Genomic DNA, 16,624 nt, shown 5'->3' with positions numbered 1-16,624 from the left:
AGGAGAGGTTATGAGTCAGCTTAATCAGTTTAATCAACCCATTGGCGATGCGTTACCCGACTGGCAACCGCGTCCTCATCCGGAACGAGTGGTGCTTGACGGCGCCTGGTGTCGTCTGGAGCCCCTGGCCGTTCATCACGCTGACACGCTGTTCGCCGCCCACCAGCTTGCCGCTGATACGCGCAGCTGGACGTGGCTCCTGCGTGAGCCGGACAGCAGTGTAGACGATTTTCGCCAGTGGGTTGCCAGCGTGGAAAACCTCAGCGATCCCATCCATTTTGCGGTGATTGATAAAAATACCGATAAGCCGGTGGGCTCACTGTCGCTGATGCGCATTGATGCCAATAATGGCGTGGTGGAGGTTGGGCACGTGCACTTTTCGCCGCTACTTAGCCGCACCCCGATGTCGACGGAAGCCCAGTGGCTACTGATGCGCTACGCATTTGATACGCTCGGGTACCGTCGCTACGAATGGAAATGCAATAGCCTGAATGAACCGTCGCGCAATGCTGCATTGCGTTTAGGCTTTCAGTTTGAGGGGCGCTTTCGTCAGGCGCTGGTGATTAAGGGGCATAACCGCGATACGGACTGGTTTTCGATTCTGGATAGCGAATGGCCTGCGCTTGATACGGCGTTTCGTCACTGGCTTGCCGCCGACAACTTCGATGCCGACGGCAAGCAGCGAAAAACCCTGGAACAGTGGCGCAATAATGGAAAAGATTAACGTCTTTTTTTACGACCCTGCACCGCTTTAAAACGCGGATTGGTTTTGCAAATGACATATAGCCGCCCTTTGCGCTTCACAATCTGGCAGTCCGGGTGGCGTTGTTTTGCACTGCGTAATGAATTCAGAACCTGCATTACTGGCCTCTCACATCAAGAAAACGACCGAAGCGCTGACGGAATTTCGCGGCGCTGCCTTCGCTGGAAAACGACTTTTGTTTTCCGGTATAGAACGGATGCGACTTCGCAGAAACCTCCAGAGTGACATAGGGATAGGTCTCTCCTTCAAGCTCAATTTCGCGATCGGTCTTGATAGTCGAACCGACTTTAAAATACTCGTTGGCGCTGGTGTCGTGGAAGACCACGGTACGATAATGCGGATGGATATTGGTTTTCATAACGCCCTCAACACATATGTTATAACATAACAATATGCTAAGGCATTAATGCGTCGCGATCAACCCTGCGCTTTCCATGGCTATTCCCTTATCACTTTTTCGCAAAAGCTCAGCACCCCGCAGCGGCATAAAATAGAAAATATCGTTATTGGTGACGCGTCAGCGAATCAGGCACGCTGGCGCTATCTCATCTCATCAGGAGCGATCATCATGCGTTGTTGTTGTTATCCCTTCACTCATAAAAATGCCCTTTTCCCCCAGCACTCCGGAGATAACAATGAGCCTGACGACACTGCCCGTTCTCAATCTGGCGCACTATCACTCTGCCGCTGAACGCGATGCTTTTCTTGAACAACTGCGTCATGCCGCACGCGACGTAGGGTTCTTTTACCTGACACATCACGGCGTTGATGAAACCCTTTCGCAGCAGCTCCAGCATCAGGCCCGACGTTTCTTTGCCCTACCCGACGCGCAAAAACAGCAGGTGGCGATGGTGCACTCCCCGCATTTTCGCGGTTACAACCGCAGCGCAGCCGAACTGACACGCGGCCAACCCGACTGGCGCGAGCAGTTTGATATTGGCGCGGAGCGTCAGGCGCTACATCTGAAGGAAGACGATCCGCGCTGGCTGCGCTTACAGGGGCCCAATCTGTGGCCTCAGGCGCTGCCGACGCTGAAGCCGGTACTTCTGGCGTGGCAACGTGCGATGACGGAGATGGCAATGACGCTGCTGCGCGCATTCGCGCAAGCGCTGCAACTGCCTGCCCATGCCTTTGATACGTTGTATGGCGACAAACCTAACGAACATATCAAGCTGATTCGCTATCCGGGCCAGCAGGAAACACAAAGCAGCACCCAGGGCGTAGGGGCGCACAAAGATTCCGGCTTCCTCAGTTTCCTGTTGCAGGATCAACAAAAAGGGTTACAGGTCGAGATACGTGAAGGTGAGTGGATCGATGCCGCCCCGCTGCCGGGCAGTTTTGTCGTCAACATCGGCGAATTACTTGAACTGGCGACCAATGGGTATCTGCGCGCGACCGTGCACCGCGTGGTTTCGCCCCCCGCCCATCAGGAACGCCTGTCGATCGCCTTCTTCCTCGGAGCCCAACTGGATGCGGTCGTCCCCGTCTACGATTTGCCGGAAGCACTGGCGCGAGAAGCGCACGGGCCGCAAAGCGACCCGCACAATCCGCTTCTGCGCGACGTGGGCTGGAATTACTTAAAAGGTCGCCTGCGTTCGCATCCGGACGTCGCGGAACGTCACTATTCCGATGTGCTTCGCGCTCGCAGCGAACAACTTATCGCCTGAAAACAATAATAAAGGAATCACACCATGAAAAATGCTGCATTCAAACTGGCAGGTATCGCGCTCTCTCTTTCTCTGGCCTGGAGCGCTTACGCGGCACCGCTGCGCATCGCCGCAGACCCGGTTCCGCACGCGGAAATTCTCAACTTTATAAAAAAACAGGATCCGTCACTCGACCTGCAGGTGGTGGAACTTACCAGCGGAGTCAACGCTAACGAACTGCTGGCAAATGGTGATGTGGATGCAAACTACTTCCAGCACGTGCCTTATCTGAAGGACCAGGAAAAAGCATTAGGAAAAACCTTCGCCGTGGCGGCAACGGTGCACATAGAACCGCTTGGCATTTATTCTCACAAGCATAAAGATCTGAAATCACTGCCCGAAGGCGCGACCATCGCCGTGCCGAATAACACCACAAATTTAAGCCGCGCGCTGTTCCTGCTGCAAAGCAAAGGGCTGATTAAACTCGACGGCAAATTCAACGATCCGGCGAGTACGCTCGCGACGCCGAACGATATTGTCGAAAATCCCCATAATGTGAAGATCCTGGAGATCGAATCGCCGCAGATCCCGCGGTCGCTGGACGATGTAGATCTGGCTGTGATTAACGGCAACTACGCGCTCGAAGCCGGATTAACGCCCGCAAAAGATGCGCTGGGGCTGGAAAGCGCGGCCCACAATCCGTATGCCAATATTCTGGTGACGAACCCGCAGCTCGCCAACGATCCGCGCATCAAAGAACTGGCGAAAGATCTGACCTCACCTCAGGTTGCGGAATTTATCCGCCAGCACTACAACGGTTCGGTGATCCCGGTCAGTGCGCCCCAGTCATGATCACGCTCGACGGGCTGAGTAAACAGTACGCCGGAACAGGCCGACCGGCGCTCAACAACGTCTCGCTTCACGTCCCGAAAGGGGCAATTTACGGTATTCTCGGGCGGAGTGGTGCGGGGAAAAGCACGCTGATTCGTTGTCTGAATTTACTGGAACGGCCCACGGCGGGCCGCATTCTGTTCAACGATGACGACATCACTCTGTTCAATAAAACCCAACTTCGGGCGCACCGCCTGCGCACGGGCATGATTTTTCAACACTTTAATCTGCTCCATGCGCGTACGGTGGCGGACAACATCGCGGTTCCGCTGGAAATCGCGGGCGTGGCGAAAACGGAACGTCAGCAGCGAATTGAAGAACTGCTGTTTTTAGTCGGACTGGCAGATAAAGCGCAGGCGTTTCCCTCCCAGCTTTCTGGCGGCCAGAAGCAACGCGTCGGTATTGCCCGCGCCCTGGCGGCGAAACCGGACGTGCTGCTATGCGACGAAGCCACCAGCGCGCTGGACGCCGACACCACCGCCTCGGTGTTAACGCTGCTCGACACCATCAATCGTCAGCTTGGGCTGACGATTGTCCTCATCACCCATCAACTGGAAGTGGTGAAAAACCTCTGCGACCACGCCGCATTGCTGGAAAACGGTGAATTGCAGGAGAGCGGAAAAATTGCCGACCTGCTGGTCTCCCCCTGGTCGCGCCTGCGTGAAATGCTGTTAGGCGATGCCGATGAAGAACGTCGCTTTCTGGCGCGTCACGGTATCAACGGGAGGCCTTTATGCGTGGTCGCATGAGCTGGGACGATCTTTGGCCTATTCTCCTGAACGGCACGCTGGAGACGCTGTATATGGTGGGGCTGGCGGCACTGTTGACAGTACTTATCGGCCTGCCATTGGGCGTGCTGCTGTTTATTTCCCGCCGCCACGGGCTGGTACCAATGCCGCGTTTAAATGCGCTGCTGGGTGCCCTGGTCAACACCGGACGTTCGCTACCGTTCATTGTGCTACTGATTGCACTGATCCCGTTCACCCGGTTATTGATCGGCACAACGCTCGGCAGCACGGCGGCCATTGTTCCCATTACCATTGGCGCCTTTCCTTTCTTCGCGCGGCTCACTGAAAATGCGCTCGATGAAGTGGATTCCGGGCGAATTGAGGCAGTGCTCTCAATGGGCGGCAACACCTGGCACGTGATCAGCAAAGCGCTGCTACCGGAAGCGCTGCCGGCCCTGCTGGCGGGGATCACCTTAACAGTGGTGATGCTCATTGGTTTTTCATCGATGGCGGGCGTGATTGGCGGCGGCGGCTTGGGCGATTTAGCCATTCGTTACGGTTATCAGCGTTTTAACGATCAAATCATGGTCGCGACGGTCGTGACGCTGGTCATTATGGTGCAGGGCGTGCAGATGACCGGCGATCGCCTGGTGCGCGCGCTGGCGCATCGGCGATAATTTGCGCAGTCAATCTCAGAATAACCCTATTGTTTAATAAGCTTATTATTTTAATGGGATATACTTGTCGTACTTTGCCACATTAAGGACAACGCTGTGACAACACGACATCTGGTGGGTCTGGTGACGGGCGTGCTCATTTTGGCAATTTTTTTGCCGATTTTACTGAGCATCTGGCTGGCTCATCAAGAAGCGGACGCCCAGTTCAGGGATGAACAGGAACTCTACGCTTCGCGCGTGATGGCGCGCACGCTGCAGGTGCTGGATCAAGCGAAAGCCGCGCTTGTCCAGATTGACGCCTCCAAAAATCCGGGCTGTAGCCCGCAGCAACTGCTTGAAATGCGCCGCCTCTCCTACTCCTGGCGCTATGTTCAGGAAGTGCTTTATCTTGAGGGCTCAACGCCGATTTGCTCCTCGCTGGAGGTGCAAAGCGCCCCCATCACCTATCCGGAACCCGATCGCGTGACACCCGATGGCTACCGAACCTGGTTTACCGCGAAGAACGATCTTGGCCTTGACCATCATATGATTGCTGTCGCCAGCAAGCAGCATATGGTGATTATCGACCCGCTTTCCTTTATCGACGTGATTCCCTCTGAGCTCAGCAATATTCAGTCTGCGCTTCTGGGCACGGTGAGAGACCGCGTGCTGGCAAGCAGCCAGCCGATTGATATTGCGGTGTTCAAACGCATGCAAAAAGAGGGGCTGGAAACCCTGACGGTCAATCACACTATCTACACCGTTCGACATTATCCCGAGCTTGATCTGGCGGTGGTCACCTGGTCGCCGGTACAACCTAAAGTCGCCAGCTGGCATCATCAATTGCTTATCTGGTTACCGATTGGCATCTTAATCAGTTTGTTAGCCGCCTGGTTTATTATGCGTCTGTTACGGCGCCTGCAGTCCCCCCACCACCGTATGCTCGACGCCTTAAATGAATCGGCCATCACCGTTCACTATCAGCCGATTGTTTCGCTAAAAAGCGGGCGAATTGTTGGCGCTGAAGCGCTGGCACGCTGGCAGCAAGCCGATGGCAGCTATTTGTCCCCGGAAATTTTTATTCCGCTCGCTGAGCAAACCGGGCTTATCACCCGACTCACAGAAACGGTGGTAAAAAACGTATTCCACGACCTGGGGAAATGGCTTCATGTTCATCCGGATCTCCACATCTCCATCAATCTTTCAGTTGAGGATCTTCGTTCTGCCACGCTTCCTGCGTTATTAAAAGAGCAGCTTAATCACAGCAAGGTATTGCCCTCGCAAATCGCCCTGGAATTGACCGAGCGTGGTTTTGCCGACCCAACCACCACGCTGCCTGCCATCGCAAGTTATCGCAAAGCGGGGCATGCGATTTACATCGATGATTTTGGCACCGGGTATTCCAGTTTGCGTTATCTGCAGGATCTGGAAGTCGATACCCTGAAAATCGATAAATCGTTTGTGGATGCGCTGGAATACCAGCAGGTGACGCCGCATATCATCGAAATGGCGAAAAGCCTGAAACTGGATGTGGTGGCCGAAGGGATCGAAAATGCCTGCCAGCAGGAGTGGTTATATCAGCACGGCGTGCATTACGGTCAGGGCTGGCTGTACAGCAAAGCGCTGCCAAAAACTGATTTTATTATCTGGGCCGAGGAGAATTTGCGCTCGCACTAAGGGCTATGCTTACGGTAAAGCCAACGAGAAGGAGAGCGCAATGAACAAGCAACACTGGCCTCTGGAAGATGTGCGTCACTGGCTGGAGCCCGGCCCGGTGGTGCTGGTCAGCAGCCACTGGCAGGGCAAAAACAACATTATGACGTTGGGCTGGCACACCATACTTGAGTTTTCTCCCTCGCTGGTGGGGTTGATGATTTCCGCCGGCAACGTCAGCTATGCCTTAATCCACCAGAGCGGCGAATGTGTGATTAATCTGCCCGATGCCAGCATGGTGGATATCGTCTCCGGCATCGGCAATTGTCGCGGCGACAGCACCGATAAGTTCGCCCATTTTGATCTTACGGCAGAAAAAAGCGAGCTGGTTGCTGCGCCGGGTATTGCAGAATGTCACGCCAGCTTTGAGTGTCGTTTGTATGATGACGCGCTGGTCGAGCGCTACAATTTCTTTATTTTTGAAGTGGTCGCCGCACGCGTGAAGCCCGAGCCTGAATGGCCGCAAACGCTGCATTATACGGGCGGCGGGATTTTTCGCGGTGACGGTGAGGTGATTGACCGCCACCGCTTGTTTACCAAAGTCTCCTGACATGCGTCTGGCTGGCGGCACGCCGCACAGCCAGCCTGGCTACTCGTCGACGATGGGCAGGAAACCACCGTAGATCATGCGGCGTCCGTCAAACGGCATCGACTCCCCCAGCGCCTTCATGCGCGGGTCGTTCATCATTTTCTCATTTGCCGCATCGCGAGCATCTTTAGAAGGGTATTCAATCCAGCTGAAGACCACCTCTTCGTGCTCTTCTGCCTGCACCGCCATGCGAAAATCGGTCAGATTGCCGTTAGGCACATCATCCGCCCAGCATTCGACAATGCGGGTTGCGCCGAACTCTTTAAACAGCGGCGCTGCTTTTGCGGCCATCTCGCGGTACGCCTCCTTATTTTCCGCGGGAACAGCCACAACGAAACCATCAACATACTTCATCAGATAAACCTCCGAAGTGACAGCACAGCCAGAAAACCTGGCCGCGTCTGTTGATAAGTTTAGTTCTGCTACCCGCTAAACGCGTAGCGCACCCGCAACTCTGCGCTCAGGAAATGACGGCCGCACTACGCGTGCCGGTGGGTTGACGAAACCACGGCAGGCAGAGCTGAATTAAGGGGCCGATCGCCAGGGCATACAGCACGGTGCCCACGCCAAACGTTCCGCCCAGCAGCACGCCAATCACCAGCACTGACAGTTCAATCGTGGTGCGAATCATCCGTACCGACCAGCCGGTACGCGCGTGCAGCCCGGTCATCAGGCCATCGCGCGGCCCCGCGCCGAAGCCCGCGCCGATATACATCCCCGTTGCCAGCGCATTCACCACAATTGCCGCAGCCAGCAGCGCGCTACGCGCCACCAGAGATTCCAGCGGCGGCAGAATAGCCAGCGTCGCATCGGCGGTCAGCCCCAGCACAATCACGTTACTGACCGTACCCAACCCCGGACGCTGGCGCAGGGGGATCCAGAACAGCAGCACCAGGACGCCGGTGGCGATAATCACCAGACCAATATTCATCGACAGCAGGCTGGCGACGCCGAGATGAAATACGTTCCATGGATCCGCCCCCAGATCCGCACGAACAAACATCGCCGTGGAGACACCGTAAAGAGCCAAACCGATATAAAGCTGGATAAGTCGACGGAGCATGATGCACCTCAAAATAAGCGTTCAGGACTTCATCATCGGTGAAAATGGACTTATGATTAATGACCAGTTTATAAAAAGTGGACTGCATATGACACCACGACGCTCGGCATCACACTCTTTGGTACGCCTGCTGGGCCACTGGCAGGAGACAAACTCACGCACTCCGCTCTGGCGGCAGCTGGCTCAGGCGCTGCGTTTGCTGATCCTTGATGGGCGATTACCGCTGGAGAGCCGTTTGCCCGGCGAACGTGAATTTGCCACGGTGTTAGGCGTCAGTCGTACCACTATCGCCAGCGCACTGGCGCAGCTGCGGGATGAAGGGTATCTACAAAGTCGCCACGGTAGCGGCTCGTGGGTAATGTTACCGGAAGGCCGCCGAGAGATTCCGACCCGCATGTCGGCACCTGAGGCGCTGGATCTTTCTACCGCCGCGCTGAGTGCGGGCGCTGAAATTCATCAGGCCTACAGCCATGCATTAACCATGCTGCCAGGCTATCTGCACCACACGGGCTACGACCAGCATGGATTAAGGGTACTGCGGGAAGCCATTGCGCATCGTTACTGCGCACGCGGCCTGCCGACAAAAGCGGACGAGATTATGCTGGTGAACGGCGCGCTCAGCGGGCTGGCGCTGGTGTTACGTGCAATGACCGGGCCGGGCGATCGCGTGGTGGTTGAGAATCCTACTTATCCGTTAGCGATTGCCGCGATTCAGGGCGCATCCTGCCGCCCCGTGGGTTTATCATTGCCCACGCAGGGCTGGGATACCGACGGGCTGGCGGCCATCATCGCGCAGACCGCGCCGCGTCTGGCATGGCTGATGCCTGATTTTCATAATCCCACCGGTCGCTGTATGGACCACGCCACACGGCAGATTGTTGCCGACCTTAGCGCTCGCACGCGCACCACGCTGGTGGTAGACGAAACGATGGTCGATTTATGGTACAACGCCCCGCCTCCCCCGCCGCTGGCCGCTTTCAATGCCGATGCCCCGGTGATTACCATCGGCTCTGCCGGGAAAAGTTTCTGGGGTGGTTTACGTTTAGGGTGGGTTCGGGCCTCAACACGCACGCTCGCGTCGCTGATTCAGGCGCGCGATACGCTCGATCTCGGCTCCCCCCTGCTGGAACAATTAGCGGCGCTGTGGTTACTGGAAAACAGTGACCAATTAATGCCTGCCAGAAGAGCGATGCTGGCGCAACGTCGCGACATGTGCGCCGCACTCATGCAAAACTATTTTCCGGAGTGGCGCTTTACCCAGCCTGAAGGCGGACTCTCTTTCTGGGTTGAGCTGCCCGAAATGCTGGCGACGCAGTTTGCCGCCCAGGCGGAAGGCGTGGGAATTCATCTGGGCACAGGCACGCGCTTCGGGCTGGCGGGCGCGTTTGAACGCAACCTGCGTCTGCCTTTTACGCTGCCGGATGAAACATTGCGTAATGCCTTCGAATCATTACAGCCGATGTGGCAGACGCTTGCCGGGCAGCAAAATACGCATCGCTTACGCAAAATCATTTAACGGCTTTGCCGCGACTCAGAGGCGATGAAAGATGTCGTGGTATTGTTGAGAGAGGAGAACGTTATTGCGGAGAGCTGAATTGGGTGGGGGCCCTGCCAGGTGCCGTTAGTACTAAATTGTGCTGGTTAATCAATTGATTATAGTGGTAGTACTACAACAGTACTGTACCACTCTCGATAGTACCGTCCAGCACAAAATCTTGCAAGGTAACGTGCCGTCATGGTTGGGGACATGATATGCACTTTTCGAAATTTATAGTGTCGGAAGTGCCTACCCGATGTACATAAAAAAGGGGCGACAAGCCCCTTATTCAATTACTTCTTATCCTTTGGTGGACAAGGATCGTTACCATGCGAATCTTTTTTTGCGATCCTGCCATCCTTGTTATGGATCACAAGCTCACTTTTTTGGTTTGTAGCAATCCCTCTTGCAGCGTCCACCGCAGATTGCTTTGTTGAGTGAACGGAGGTCGCTTTACTGTTTCCTGCCCCCTTAACGGCCCAACCTCCATCATGAGGAACAACATGCTGATCTTTACCCATTATCGAACCCTCTATTTCCATGGAAACATCAGCATATAGCGACAAAACCAACCACTCAATACTACATATTGTGTTTAAATTGATTTTAATCACAAAACGTGGATAGATATCGAAAGGATTCTTTCACTACGAAACTGTAAGTACCCTTCCTTAACCCTATACCGCTATATTCGTTAACAATCTGGCAGTGCTGGCCTACTCTGCCCTTTGTTACCCACTATTCTGCTGTAAGAGATGAGTTTTTAGCCACCTTTGCGATAGTAGCCCTTGAACAACCGATCAAAGCCTGAATTTTGCTCCAGCTTTTACCGTCAGACAGTAATTCTTGTACTTTATGATGCAGGCTCTCATCAACTGGGCGACCACGATATTTTTTCTCTCTCTTGGCCTTTTCAATACCCTGCTTTTGTCGTCTGCGGCGATCTTCGTAGTCCTTGCGACTGATTGCCGCCAGCATATCGAGCATCATAGAATTCATTGCTTCAAACATACGAGCGGTGAACTCATCCTGAACATGTAAAAGCTGATGGCTCGTAGGCAAATCTAACGATACAACCCTGATCCCTTTAGATTCGATGAGTCCTCGTAAGGTTTTCCAGTCCTCTGCGGTAAGTCGGCTTATACGATCTATTTGCTCACAGAGCAGAATATCGCCACGTTCCGCGATATCTAAGAGTAAAAATAATTGAGGCCGCTGTAGGCTTGCACCTGATTCATTTTCCTTAAAGTACTTTGATATTTTCAGATCATGTGAATGAGCAAATGCCTCCAACTCTTTCAAAGCCCTATCTGCATCTTGCTCTTTCGTCGATGCTCTTAGATATGCCCATACACGCATGATACTCACCCTCAGTCTGTTTTATATGGTTCATTATACACAGTCTGTTTTAGGTTGTAAAATTCATTTAATGAACCACTTTGAATGAAGATCTGTGCAGGTCTGCTTGAGGTATACATATGATGTACTAGGAATACTGCACATCAATAACAATAAGTTACTATTTCCAATGAAATAATATCCATTTACGCATAGACAAATCGAGCTAACTGTCTGGCTTATAGAGAATTTTTCATGTTTAATTAGATGTATCGCAGTCGGCAGTGTTTATGTTAGTGACAACCTCTTCTAATTTTTTGTAAAGGTGCTGGTAGATAGATTCATTCGGAATATACTGTATGAATAACCAGTGCTGTGATTTGATTTCTTATAAGGACTTATCAGCAATGAGTGAACTTAAAGTTATATCACACGCAATGTTTAACATATCCGTAGAACAGGCAGAAGCAAGTAGGGTAGACCTTGAACACGGTGAGGGCGATTTTCAGAAGTATTGCGGCCAATTGTTAGATGAGTTACTGGAAAATACTCGCAGCAAATCCTTTAAATTCAGAGCAATAGAAGAATTTGTCCCTGCTCATCTTAACGTGCTTGTTAATGATCAAAACGAGTGGGACAAGAGAACACTTGGAATTGCTGAAAAACTTTTGTCCGTGGAAATAGATGCTCAAGATAAAATTAAGGCTATGAAGAAAAAAATTAAAAAAGGAGCCTTATTAATTTTATTACTTTCTCGTGACAATAATTTCAATTTCGTAATACTTAAAATTGAACATAGCGATTTTTTTGATGAGATAGAGTCAAAAATCAAAAAAGGACTTCCTCTTAATCGTCAAAGGCTCCAAAAATCATGTTTAGTTAGCTTCAGCAACACATATGATGTTGAAGAGATTCTTATATCGGATAGTGGAGCTTCAATTAGTGAATATTGGTGGAAAAACTTCCTTAGTACTATAGAACTTCAAAGTTCGGAACTTAATACAAAAAATGCGTTTGGTTCAATTGAAAACTTTCTTAAAAGGGAAGTAGAAAAGCACTCTTCCGTGGATTATTGGTATATGCGTAATGACATTATTGCTTACTTTAGAAACAATGAGCAATTTGCATACGATGAATTAGTAGAGAAAGTACGTTCACATAAGCCAGAAAGCCCTGCTATTGATGAACGTTTCGACCAAATAATCGAGAAATTTAAAGCATTACCAGATCATAAAAACTCGAAATTTGATAGGCAATTTCAATTAGAACCAAATGTAATTCGTGCTAGAATAAAGAAAACAATAGCTTTGTCGGACAACATTGAATTAAGAATCAACGGGGAAGTTGCTGATTTCCGTAAAAAAATTGTTCCCGAATCAGATGCGTTAGGTAAATATCTGAAAATCTACTCAGATACTGGTTACGAAGAATTTAGTGCAGGAAAAGAAGATAACGTATGAATATAGTATCTAAAATAGCCGATTTATTCATGCCATCGCAAGAAGTTTCTTCTTGCGACAACTTTCATTTATTTAAGGCTGAATATCGTATTTTAGACACTACTATCCATCAAGATTATTCTCAACGGGTGGAAGAATTAACAAATGAAGTCATAGCTAACAATCTAGATATTGAAATTGACTTTAAGTTTCAGACTTGTGATTCATTCACCCTTCTTATTTCCCCAGAATATTGTAGTGATCTTCAACAAGTTAAAGATAAAATTGACAATGCTATTCAATTTTCAGAAACTGATGATACCATTATTATTTGCATTTCTATTGATAAAAAAATCGCCTTAGATAAAGACAATAAAATACATATATTTAACTTTGATAATTTCATCAAAAATGTCTTTGGGGCGAATGTATCCAGTATTCTGACATATCTTAACTGCTTTGATCTACATAAGGAGTTGCTTTTTAATGTCTGGGACGACATTAACTCCTTTGGTAGTGAAACAATCAAATTTGTTAGCCAAAAAGATTTGGTTGGTTCTAATACTCTCAGCATAGCCCGGGATTCCATCATCTCAAAAAGAAATAAAAGCTGCCATTTTATAAATGATTCACAATATAAATTCATTCCCGATGATTTTTTCCTGTCCCCTTCAGGGTCTTGTCATTCTGATATAAAAAACACATTTGATTCTCTATTAACAACTTTTCTCATTGTTTATCTCGCTGATACATCTGAAATTTCAGTTGAGAATGATAGTAATGATTTATATATTGATTATAAATTCAAAGGTTATAGACTAATCAGTGAAGTTATTGCAATAAAAGACATGAGCAATAACAGTACAAGTGAGCTTTTCGATATTTACAAGTGGGTCTATAATAGCGGCAACTTCATAGATAAAATTGGTCTTGCTCGAAATATAATATCCATTCATATGGTGGATAAGAGTATGACATCGATAAATCATGGCACATTAAAGTCCATAGAATCGGGCTATGACATATACCTTAAGGATAATGTAAAGCAATACATTGAAATAAAAAATAAAATCTCTGAGTTTCTCGTTGGGCAATCAGACAAAGCATCTGACATTACTAAAAACATGTTTTCCACCTTCAAAACTAGTTTTTGGAGTATTATAACATTCTTTATTTCGGTATTTCTCATTAAGATAATCACATCTAATAGTTATAGAGGAACTGTAACCTTAGAAACTCTAGTTGTAACTCTGGTGTTTATTTTATTCTCTGTTGTCTATTGGTATTTTACAAATAAAGAAGTATTGGAAGAAAAAGATAGATTACTCAGCCGTTATGACACAATCAAAAACAGATATAAAGATCTTCTTAATGAAGACGATTTAAATAACATAATTAATACAGAAAAATTAAAAGCAGATGACACTGCATACATAGAGTCCCGACGGAAAAGATTTTCAATTATTTGGAATAGTTTTAATGCTGTTATTGCAATAGTGGTATTGGGGTTGTTTTGCTTAGATAATAATATGTCACCGAGTAATAAATTAGAAGAAGAGGTAAAAGCACAGCCACAGCCACAGCCACAGCCACAGCCACAGCCACAGCCACAGCCACAGCCACAGCCACAGCCACAGCCACAGCCACAGCCACAGCCACAAAATACAAAGCAGAAATTGCAAAATCAAGATCTAAATACAAATTAAGTGATATTTTAATTCGTGTAGAAAAAAATAGCCTTTATTTTTATTTGCGTAAACGATTCCTTTACTTTTAGCACTAAAAGCAAGAAAACTATAATTTTATAATTTTCTTTGTTTAAGGCCAGTAATGTTATCGGCGTTTCAATTGTCCTCGACGAAGGCCGCTTCCGCGACCTTATCTAGCTCGTGTTCATTGAGAACGGTCAACTATCATGTATGTTGGTTGACACAGGCTGCCGCGTTCCTGTAACCAGTAGTAATCAAGATCCGCAACACGCATATCCAATCCCGAATCCACACGATTGATCTGTAACCGCAGCCCTACAGTATCTTTGTACGATAAACCAGATTTAACATTGTACTTGTACTTAACCCCGCTTTCTTCTTCAAAAGATTTGAGATAAGGGGTGATTTGCTTCTGAATTTCTTTCAAACAAATAACTTCCCCATCAATTACGAACGGCTTTTCAGTTTTACCGTCAGGAATAGTAGCCGCAATTGTGGTTAATGGAACTATCGACAACAGTACTGATAATGCTCTTTTCATCTGTTCTTCCCCTTGAATATAATCATTGTTTAGAACAAATTTGTGTAATGGTTGCATTATGGTTAAATTCAACATCAATTACTTTTATATTATTATCATTAAGTACAGATACAAAATAATTACTTGACGAATTTCCGTACTTCCTTGAACCATCTGCTGCAATCTTGTTGAATTTAGCAGTATATACACTATCTTTATCGCCGGGAATTGGCATTCGGCTGATTAATTCATTATCGGATATAGTATAATAAATTAAAATTCCTTTATCTGAATAGTAACCTGAATCGCTTTTTGTTCCCTGTCGAGTTTGTATTATTGCATCGAACTTATCGCATTTATAAACATTGGTTTTGGCCTTTTCAGTACTGGTAGACGTTGAAGCCTTTGCATCAGTACTTTTATCTTGTGAAACAACCCCGGAACCGATACCTACCGAAACGACAAAGACAATAAAACTCATGCCTAACGACGTAATCAAAGTACGGAACTTTCCCCGACCTTTATTTCTGGAATAGTTTGAAACTTTCCTGAAAGTAAGTACTGCAAGGATCACACAAATGATGAAAACGACAAGCCCGGCCATAAAATCCCTCAAACGTTGTGTATCAAAGGCAATGATAGTATCACTTCGCAATACATTGATCGCCAAAAACGATCAATTTTTAATTTTTGATCGTTTAAATCTATCGACATCTATTAATTGAAGGAAAATCAATAGGTAAAAACGATCAGACGTTGGTCAGTACTTCGGAAACACCAGAAGTATGGTTTGGGTCTGCCGTTTAAACGCCCTCAGAAAACCGCTAAGGTCTCTTTATCGCATATGGCTTGGGATTCAGCCTTTGGCTAAAATCGCTTTCAGGGGGGCTTCTTGTGCGTTTTGTCGGGAACACCATCATGGAGGGGGATAAATCGGATCGAAGTCGCTTCGCTCTGGTCAGTACTGGAAGGGTTAGCTTATCTGGCGAGGGAAGATGGTTGGTTTTGTGGACAAGAATAACTGCCGTTTTGAGTATTACCCCTCACACCCAACAAACCTACCCATTAGCAAGGGGGAGTACTTTCTCGTAGTATACAGAACGAATAAATTCTTTGTATACTTCCGTTTTATCCTAAAGCGATTTGATTATGGACGAGAATAATAAAGAAGTTATTGAAATAAGACCAGAAGATAAGGACTTTTTCGCAGAATTTATTGATTGTGAAGGTCCAATCATCCAAGATTCAATTGATCATAAAAAAATCACCCTTGCACTTGATAAAGCCCACGACATAAGAAAGTTTGAAATAGATCTCTATTGGAAGCGTGCTACATACTTCTTCGCATTCTTCACTGTAATAACAGCTGCATTTGGTTATTTGTTCACCCATAAAAACTATACTTTCTTAGCCCCTGCACTTGCGATCATTGGTTCTGTTTTTGCTTTATGTTTTTGTTATGTGAATATCGGTAGTAAGTATTGGCAAGAAAACTGGGAGTTTATAATTGATAAAATTGAATATTATGTCACAGGAAACCTTTATAAACTTTTCTTCTTCGAAAACCATAGAACCAAACGCCCATCAGTCACTAAGATTAATATATTTCTAAGCAAGCTAATTATAGCTATATGGTACGCTTGCTTTATACTTTCCATGCACCAGATATGGAATCAAAGCATGGTATTAAATGTCTCTTATATTATCCTTATCATATATAGCACTGGAACGACCTTATATTACTGCGATAAAACTGTTGCAGACATATCGAACAATGATAAAGAATCACCACGATTCTTTAGATTCAGAAATCCTAATTACATAAAATCATAAACATGGGGGCATTTGATGCCCCTTGTAAATTGATAATCCGACCTAAAAATACTTTGAGTACTTCATTTGTCAGTACTGTTATCTGTCTGAGCGAGAGCGAGTAAGGGCTTTGGCGTTCTTTCGAGTACTGGCGAGAAAAACGCAAAGTTACGATCTAATATTTGGTTTTTATAGAGACTAACGAGCAGAGCGAGTTAGG

The 16,624-nt window shown here is 47.8% G+C and carries 19 protein-coding genes; 11 read left to right on the top strand and 8 right to left on the bottom strand.

All coding sequences use genetic code 11. The annotated features are described in order from the left end of the window. Window positions 1-10 precede the first annotated feature (10 nt). Window positions 11-724, top strand: coding sequence for a GNAT family protein (locus DBY68_RS21140; protein ID WP_108474868.1), 714 nt, complete (start codon window positions 11-13; stop codon window positions 722-724). Here the strand turns inward: DBY68_RS21140 and ykgO are convergent. After that, the gene (gene ykgO / locus DBY68_RS21135) at window positions 721-861 is read right to left on the bottom strand and encodes a type B 50S ribosomal protein L36 (RefSeq protein WP_005125190.1); all 141 of its coding nucleotides are present in this window, start codon (window positions 859-861) and stop codon (window positions 721-723) included. The two genes, DBY68_RS21140 and ykgO, sit on opposite strands and share 4 nt — an antisense overlap. Beyond that, on the bottom strand, window positions 861-1,121 hold the full coding sequence (locus tag DBY68_RS21130; RefSeq protein WP_015965539.1) for a type B 50S ribosomal protein L31: 261 nt from the start codon (window positions 1,119-1,121) through the stop codon (window positions 861-863). The genes ykgO and DBY68_RS21130 overlap by 1 nt, the downstream gene beginning before the upstream one ends. A gap of 277 nt (window positions 1,122-1,398) precedes the next feature. Here DBY68_RS21130 and DBY68_RS21125 point away from each other — a divergent pair, with 277 nt between their 5' ends. From DBY68_RS21125 to DBY68_RS21100, 6 genes are all read left to right on the top strand, one after another. Further along, a complete protein-coding gene (locus tag DBY68_RS21125) occupies window positions 1,399-2,430 on the top strand; it encodes an isopenicillin N synthase family oxygenase (RefSeq protein ID WP_108474867.1) in 1,032 nt (343 codons plus the stop codon). A 24-nt stretch (window positions 2,431-2,454) separates the two neighbouring features. Next, window positions 2,455-3,261 carry a MetQ/NlpA family ABC transporter substrate-binding protein gene (locus tag DBY68_RS21120; protein ID WP_108474866.1) on the top strand — a complete coding sequence of 269 codons (807 nt, stop codon included), beginning with the start codon at window positions 2,455-2,457 and terminating at the stop codon, window positions 3,259-3,261. After that, a complete protein-coding gene (locus DBY68_RS21115; RefSeq protein WP_108474865.1) occupies window positions 3,258-4,049 on the top strand; it encodes a methionine ABC transporter ATP-binding protein in 792 nt (263 codons plus the stop codon). The genes DBY68_RS21120 and DBY68_RS21115 overlap by 4 nt, the downstream gene beginning before the upstream one ends. Next, a complete protein-coding gene (locus DBY68_RS21110) occupies window positions 4,046-4,705 on the top strand; it encodes a methionine ABC transporter permease (RefSeq protein ID WP_167405929.1) in 660 nt (219 codons plus the stop codon). Before DBY68_RS21115 ends, DBY68_RS21110 begins: the two co-directional genes overlap by 4 nt. A 96-nt stretch (window positions 4,706-4,801) precedes the next feature. Then, window positions 4,802-6,361 carry an EAL domain-containing protein gene (locus DBY68_RS21105; protein ID WP_108474863.1) on the top strand — a complete coding sequence of 520 codons (1,560 nt, stop codon included), beginning with the start codon at window positions 4,802-4,804 and terminating at the stop codon, window positions 6,359-6,361. Window positions 6,362-6,401: 40 nt separating this feature from the next. Next, window positions 6,402-6,947, top strand: coding sequence for a flavin reductase family protein (locus DBY68_RS21100; protein ID WP_108474862.1), 546 nt, complete (start codon window positions 6,402-6,404; stop codon window positions 6,945-6,947). A gap of 39 nt (window positions 6,948-6,986) precedes the next feature. Here DBY68_RS21100 and DBY68_RS21095 read toward each other — a convergent pair whose 3' ends face one another. Together DBY68_RS21095 and DBY68_RS21090 are read right to left on the bottom strand one after the other, a co-directional pair. Next, on the bottom strand, window positions 6,987-7,340 hold the full coding sequence (locus tag DBY68_RS21095; RefSeq protein WP_108474861.1) for a DUF1428 family protein: 354 nt from the start codon (window positions 7,338-7,340) through the stop codon (window positions 6,987-6,989). 106 nt (window positions 7,341-7,446) lie between these two features. Beyond that, on the bottom strand, window positions 7,447-8,049 hold the full coding sequence (locus DBY68_RS21090) for a hypothetical protein (protein ID WP_108474860.1): 603 nt from the start codon (window positions 8,047-8,049) through the stop codon (window positions 7,447-7,449). Between the two features lie 88 nt (window positions 8,050-8,137). Between DBY68_RS21090 and DBY68_RS21085 the strand changes: the two genes are divergently transcribed. Further along, window positions 8,138-9,565, top strand: coding sequence for a PLP-dependent aminotransferase family protein (locus DBY68_RS21085; RefSeq protein ID WP_108474902.1), 1,428 nt, complete (start codon window positions 8,138-8,140; stop codon window positions 9,563-9,565). A gap of 314 nt (window positions 9,566-9,879) precedes the next feature. Here the strand turns inward: DBY68_RS21085 and DBY68_RS21080 are convergent, their stop codons facing one another. Together DBY68_RS21080 and DBY68_RS21075 are read right to left on the bottom strand one after the other, a co-directional pair. Then, on the bottom strand, window positions 9,880-10,107 hold the full coding sequence (locus tag DBY68_RS21080; protein WP_024183738.1) for a DUF2188 domain-containing protein: 228 nt from the start codon (window positions 10,105-10,107) through the stop codon (window positions 9,880-9,882). Window positions 10,108-10,324: 217 nt separating this feature from the next. Next, complete coding sequence (locus DBY68_RS21075) at window positions 10,325-10,945, bottom strand: recombinase family protein (RefSeq protein WP_072202902.1); 621 nt, start codon at window positions 10,943-10,945, stop codon at window positions 10,325-10,327. Window positions 10,946-11,331: 386 nt separating this feature from the next. Between DBY68_RS21075 and DBY68_RS21070 the strand changes: the two genes are divergently transcribed. Both DBY68_RS21070 and DBY68_RS23025 read left to right on the top strand, forming a co-directional pair. Then, a complete protein-coding gene (locus tag DBY68_RS21070; RefSeq protein WP_058679169.1) occupies window positions 11,332-12,384 on the top strand; it encodes a nucleoid-associated protein in 1,053 nt (350 codons plus the stop codon). Beyond that, a complete protein-coding gene (locus tag DBY68_RS23025; RefSeq protein ID WP_199538683.1) occupies window positions 12,381-14,069 on the top strand; it encodes a hypothetical protein in 1,689 nt (562 codons plus the stop codon). Before DBY68_RS21070 ends, DBY68_RS23025 begins: the two co-directional genes overlap by 4 nt. Window positions 14,070-14,256: 187 nt before the next feature. Here DBY68_RS23025 and DBY68_RS21060 read toward each other — a convergent pair whose 3' ends face one another. Both DBY68_RS21060 and DBY68_RS21055 read right to left on the bottom strand, forming a co-directional pair. After that, a complete protein-coding gene (locus DBY68_RS21060; protein ID WP_058679171.1) occupies window positions 14,257-14,613 on the bottom strand; it encodes a hypothetical protein in 357 nt (118 codons plus the stop codon). A 22-nt stretch (window positions 14,614-14,635) separates the two neighbouring features. After that, the gene (locus DBY68_RS21055) at window positions 14,636-15,262 is read right to left on the bottom strand and encodes a hypothetical protein (RefSeq protein ID WP_146745494.1); all 627 of its coding nucleotides are present in this window, start codon (window positions 15,260-15,262) and stop codon (window positions 14,636-14,638) included. Between the two features lie 479 nt (window positions 15,263-15,741). On the opposite strand from DBY68_RS21055, the gene DBY68_RS21050 reads away from it, so the two are divergent. Then, window positions 15,742-16,425 carry a hypothetical protein gene (locus tag DBY68_RS21050; RefSeq protein WP_058679173.1) on the top strand — a complete coding sequence of 228 codons (684 nt, stop codon included), beginning with the start codon at window positions 15,742-15,744 and terminating at the stop codon, window positions 16,423-16,425. Window positions 16,426-16,624: the final 199 nt, after the last annotated feature.

The organism is Pseudocitrobacter sp. RIT415 (assembly GCF_003057695.2).
GTDB lineage: Bacteria > Pseudomonadota > Gammaproteobacteria > Enterobacterales > Enterobacteriaceae > Pseudocitrobacter > Pseudocitrobacter faecalis.
This window is presented reverse-complemented; position numbering and strand designations above follow the sequence as displayed.

What these genes read in the sequence shown, in the direction of transcription:
- DBY68_RS21080 (WP_024183738.1), bottom strand. Translation starts at nt 10,107, where the DNA reads ATGGGTAAAGATCAGCATGTTGTTCCTCATGATGGAGGTTGGGCCGTT.
- DBY68_RS21115 (WP_108474865.1), top strand. Translation starts at nt 3,258, where the DNA reads ATGATCACGCTCGACGGGCTGAGTAAACAGTACGCCGGAACAGGCCGA.
- DBY68_RS23025 (WP_199538683.1), top strand. Translation starts at nt 12,381, where the DNA reads ATGAATATAGTATCTAAAATAGCCGATTTATTCATGCCATCGCAAGAA.
- DBY68_RS21120 (WP_108474866.1), top strand. Translation starts at nt 2,455, where the DNA reads ATGAAAAATGCTGCATTCAAACTGGCAGGTATCGCGCTCTCTCTTTCT.
- DBY68_RS21125 (WP_108474867.1), top strand. Translation starts at nt 1,399, where the DNA reads ATGAGCCTGACGACACTGCCCGTTCTCAATCTGGCGCACTATCACTCT.
- DBY68_RS21075 (WP_072202902.1), bottom strand. Translation starts at nt 10,945, where the DNA reads ATGCGTGTATGGGCATATCTAAGAGCATCGACGAAAGAGCAAGATGCA.
- DBY68_RS21110 (WP_167405929.1), top strand. Translation starts at nt 4,046, where the DNA reads ATGAGCTGGGACGATCTTTGGCCTATTCTCCTGAACGGCACGCTGGAG.
- DBY68_RS21130 (WP_015965539.1), bottom strand. Translation starts at nt 1,121, where the DNA reads ATGAAAACCAATATCCATCCGCATTATCGTACCGTGGTCTTCCACGAC.
- DBY68_RS21090 (WP_108474860.1), bottom strand. Translation starts at nt 8,049, where the DNA reads ATGCTCCGTCGACTTATCCAGCTTTATATCGGTTTGGCTCTTTACGGT.
- DBY68_RS21070 (WP_058679169.1), top strand. Translation starts at nt 11,332, where the DNA reads ATGAGTGAACTTAAAGTTATATCACACGCAATGTTTAACATATCCGTA.
- ykgO (WP_005125190.1), bottom strand. Translation starts at nt 861, where the DNA reads ATGCAGGTTCTGAATTCATTACGCAGTGCAAAACAACGCCACCCGGAC.
- DBY68_RS21140 (WP_108474868.1), top strand. Translation starts at nt 11, where the DNA reads ATGAGTCAGCTTAATCAGTTTAATCAACCCATTGGCGATGCGTTACCC.
- DBY68_RS21085 (WP_108474902.1), top strand. Translation starts at nt 8,138, where the DNA reads ATGACACCACGACGCTCGGCATCACACTCTTTGGTACGCCTGCTGGGC.
- DBY68_RS21060 (WP_058679171.1), bottom strand. Translation starts at nt 14,613, where the DNA reads ATGAAAAGAGCATTATCAGTACTGTTGTCGATAGTTCCATTAACCACA.
- DBY68_RS21050 (WP_058679173.1), top strand. Translation starts at nt 15,742, where the DNA reads ATGGACGAGAATAATAAAGAAGTTATTGAAATAAGACCAGAAGATAAG.
- DBY68_RS21095 (WP_108474861.1), bottom strand. Translation starts at nt 7,340, where the DNA reads ATGAAGTATGTTGATGGTTTCGTTGTGGCTGTTCCCGCGGAAAATAAG.
- DBY68_RS21100 (WP_108474862.1), top strand. Translation starts at nt 6,402, where the DNA reads ATGAACAAGCAACACTGGCCTCTGGAAGATGTGCGTCACTGGCTGGAG.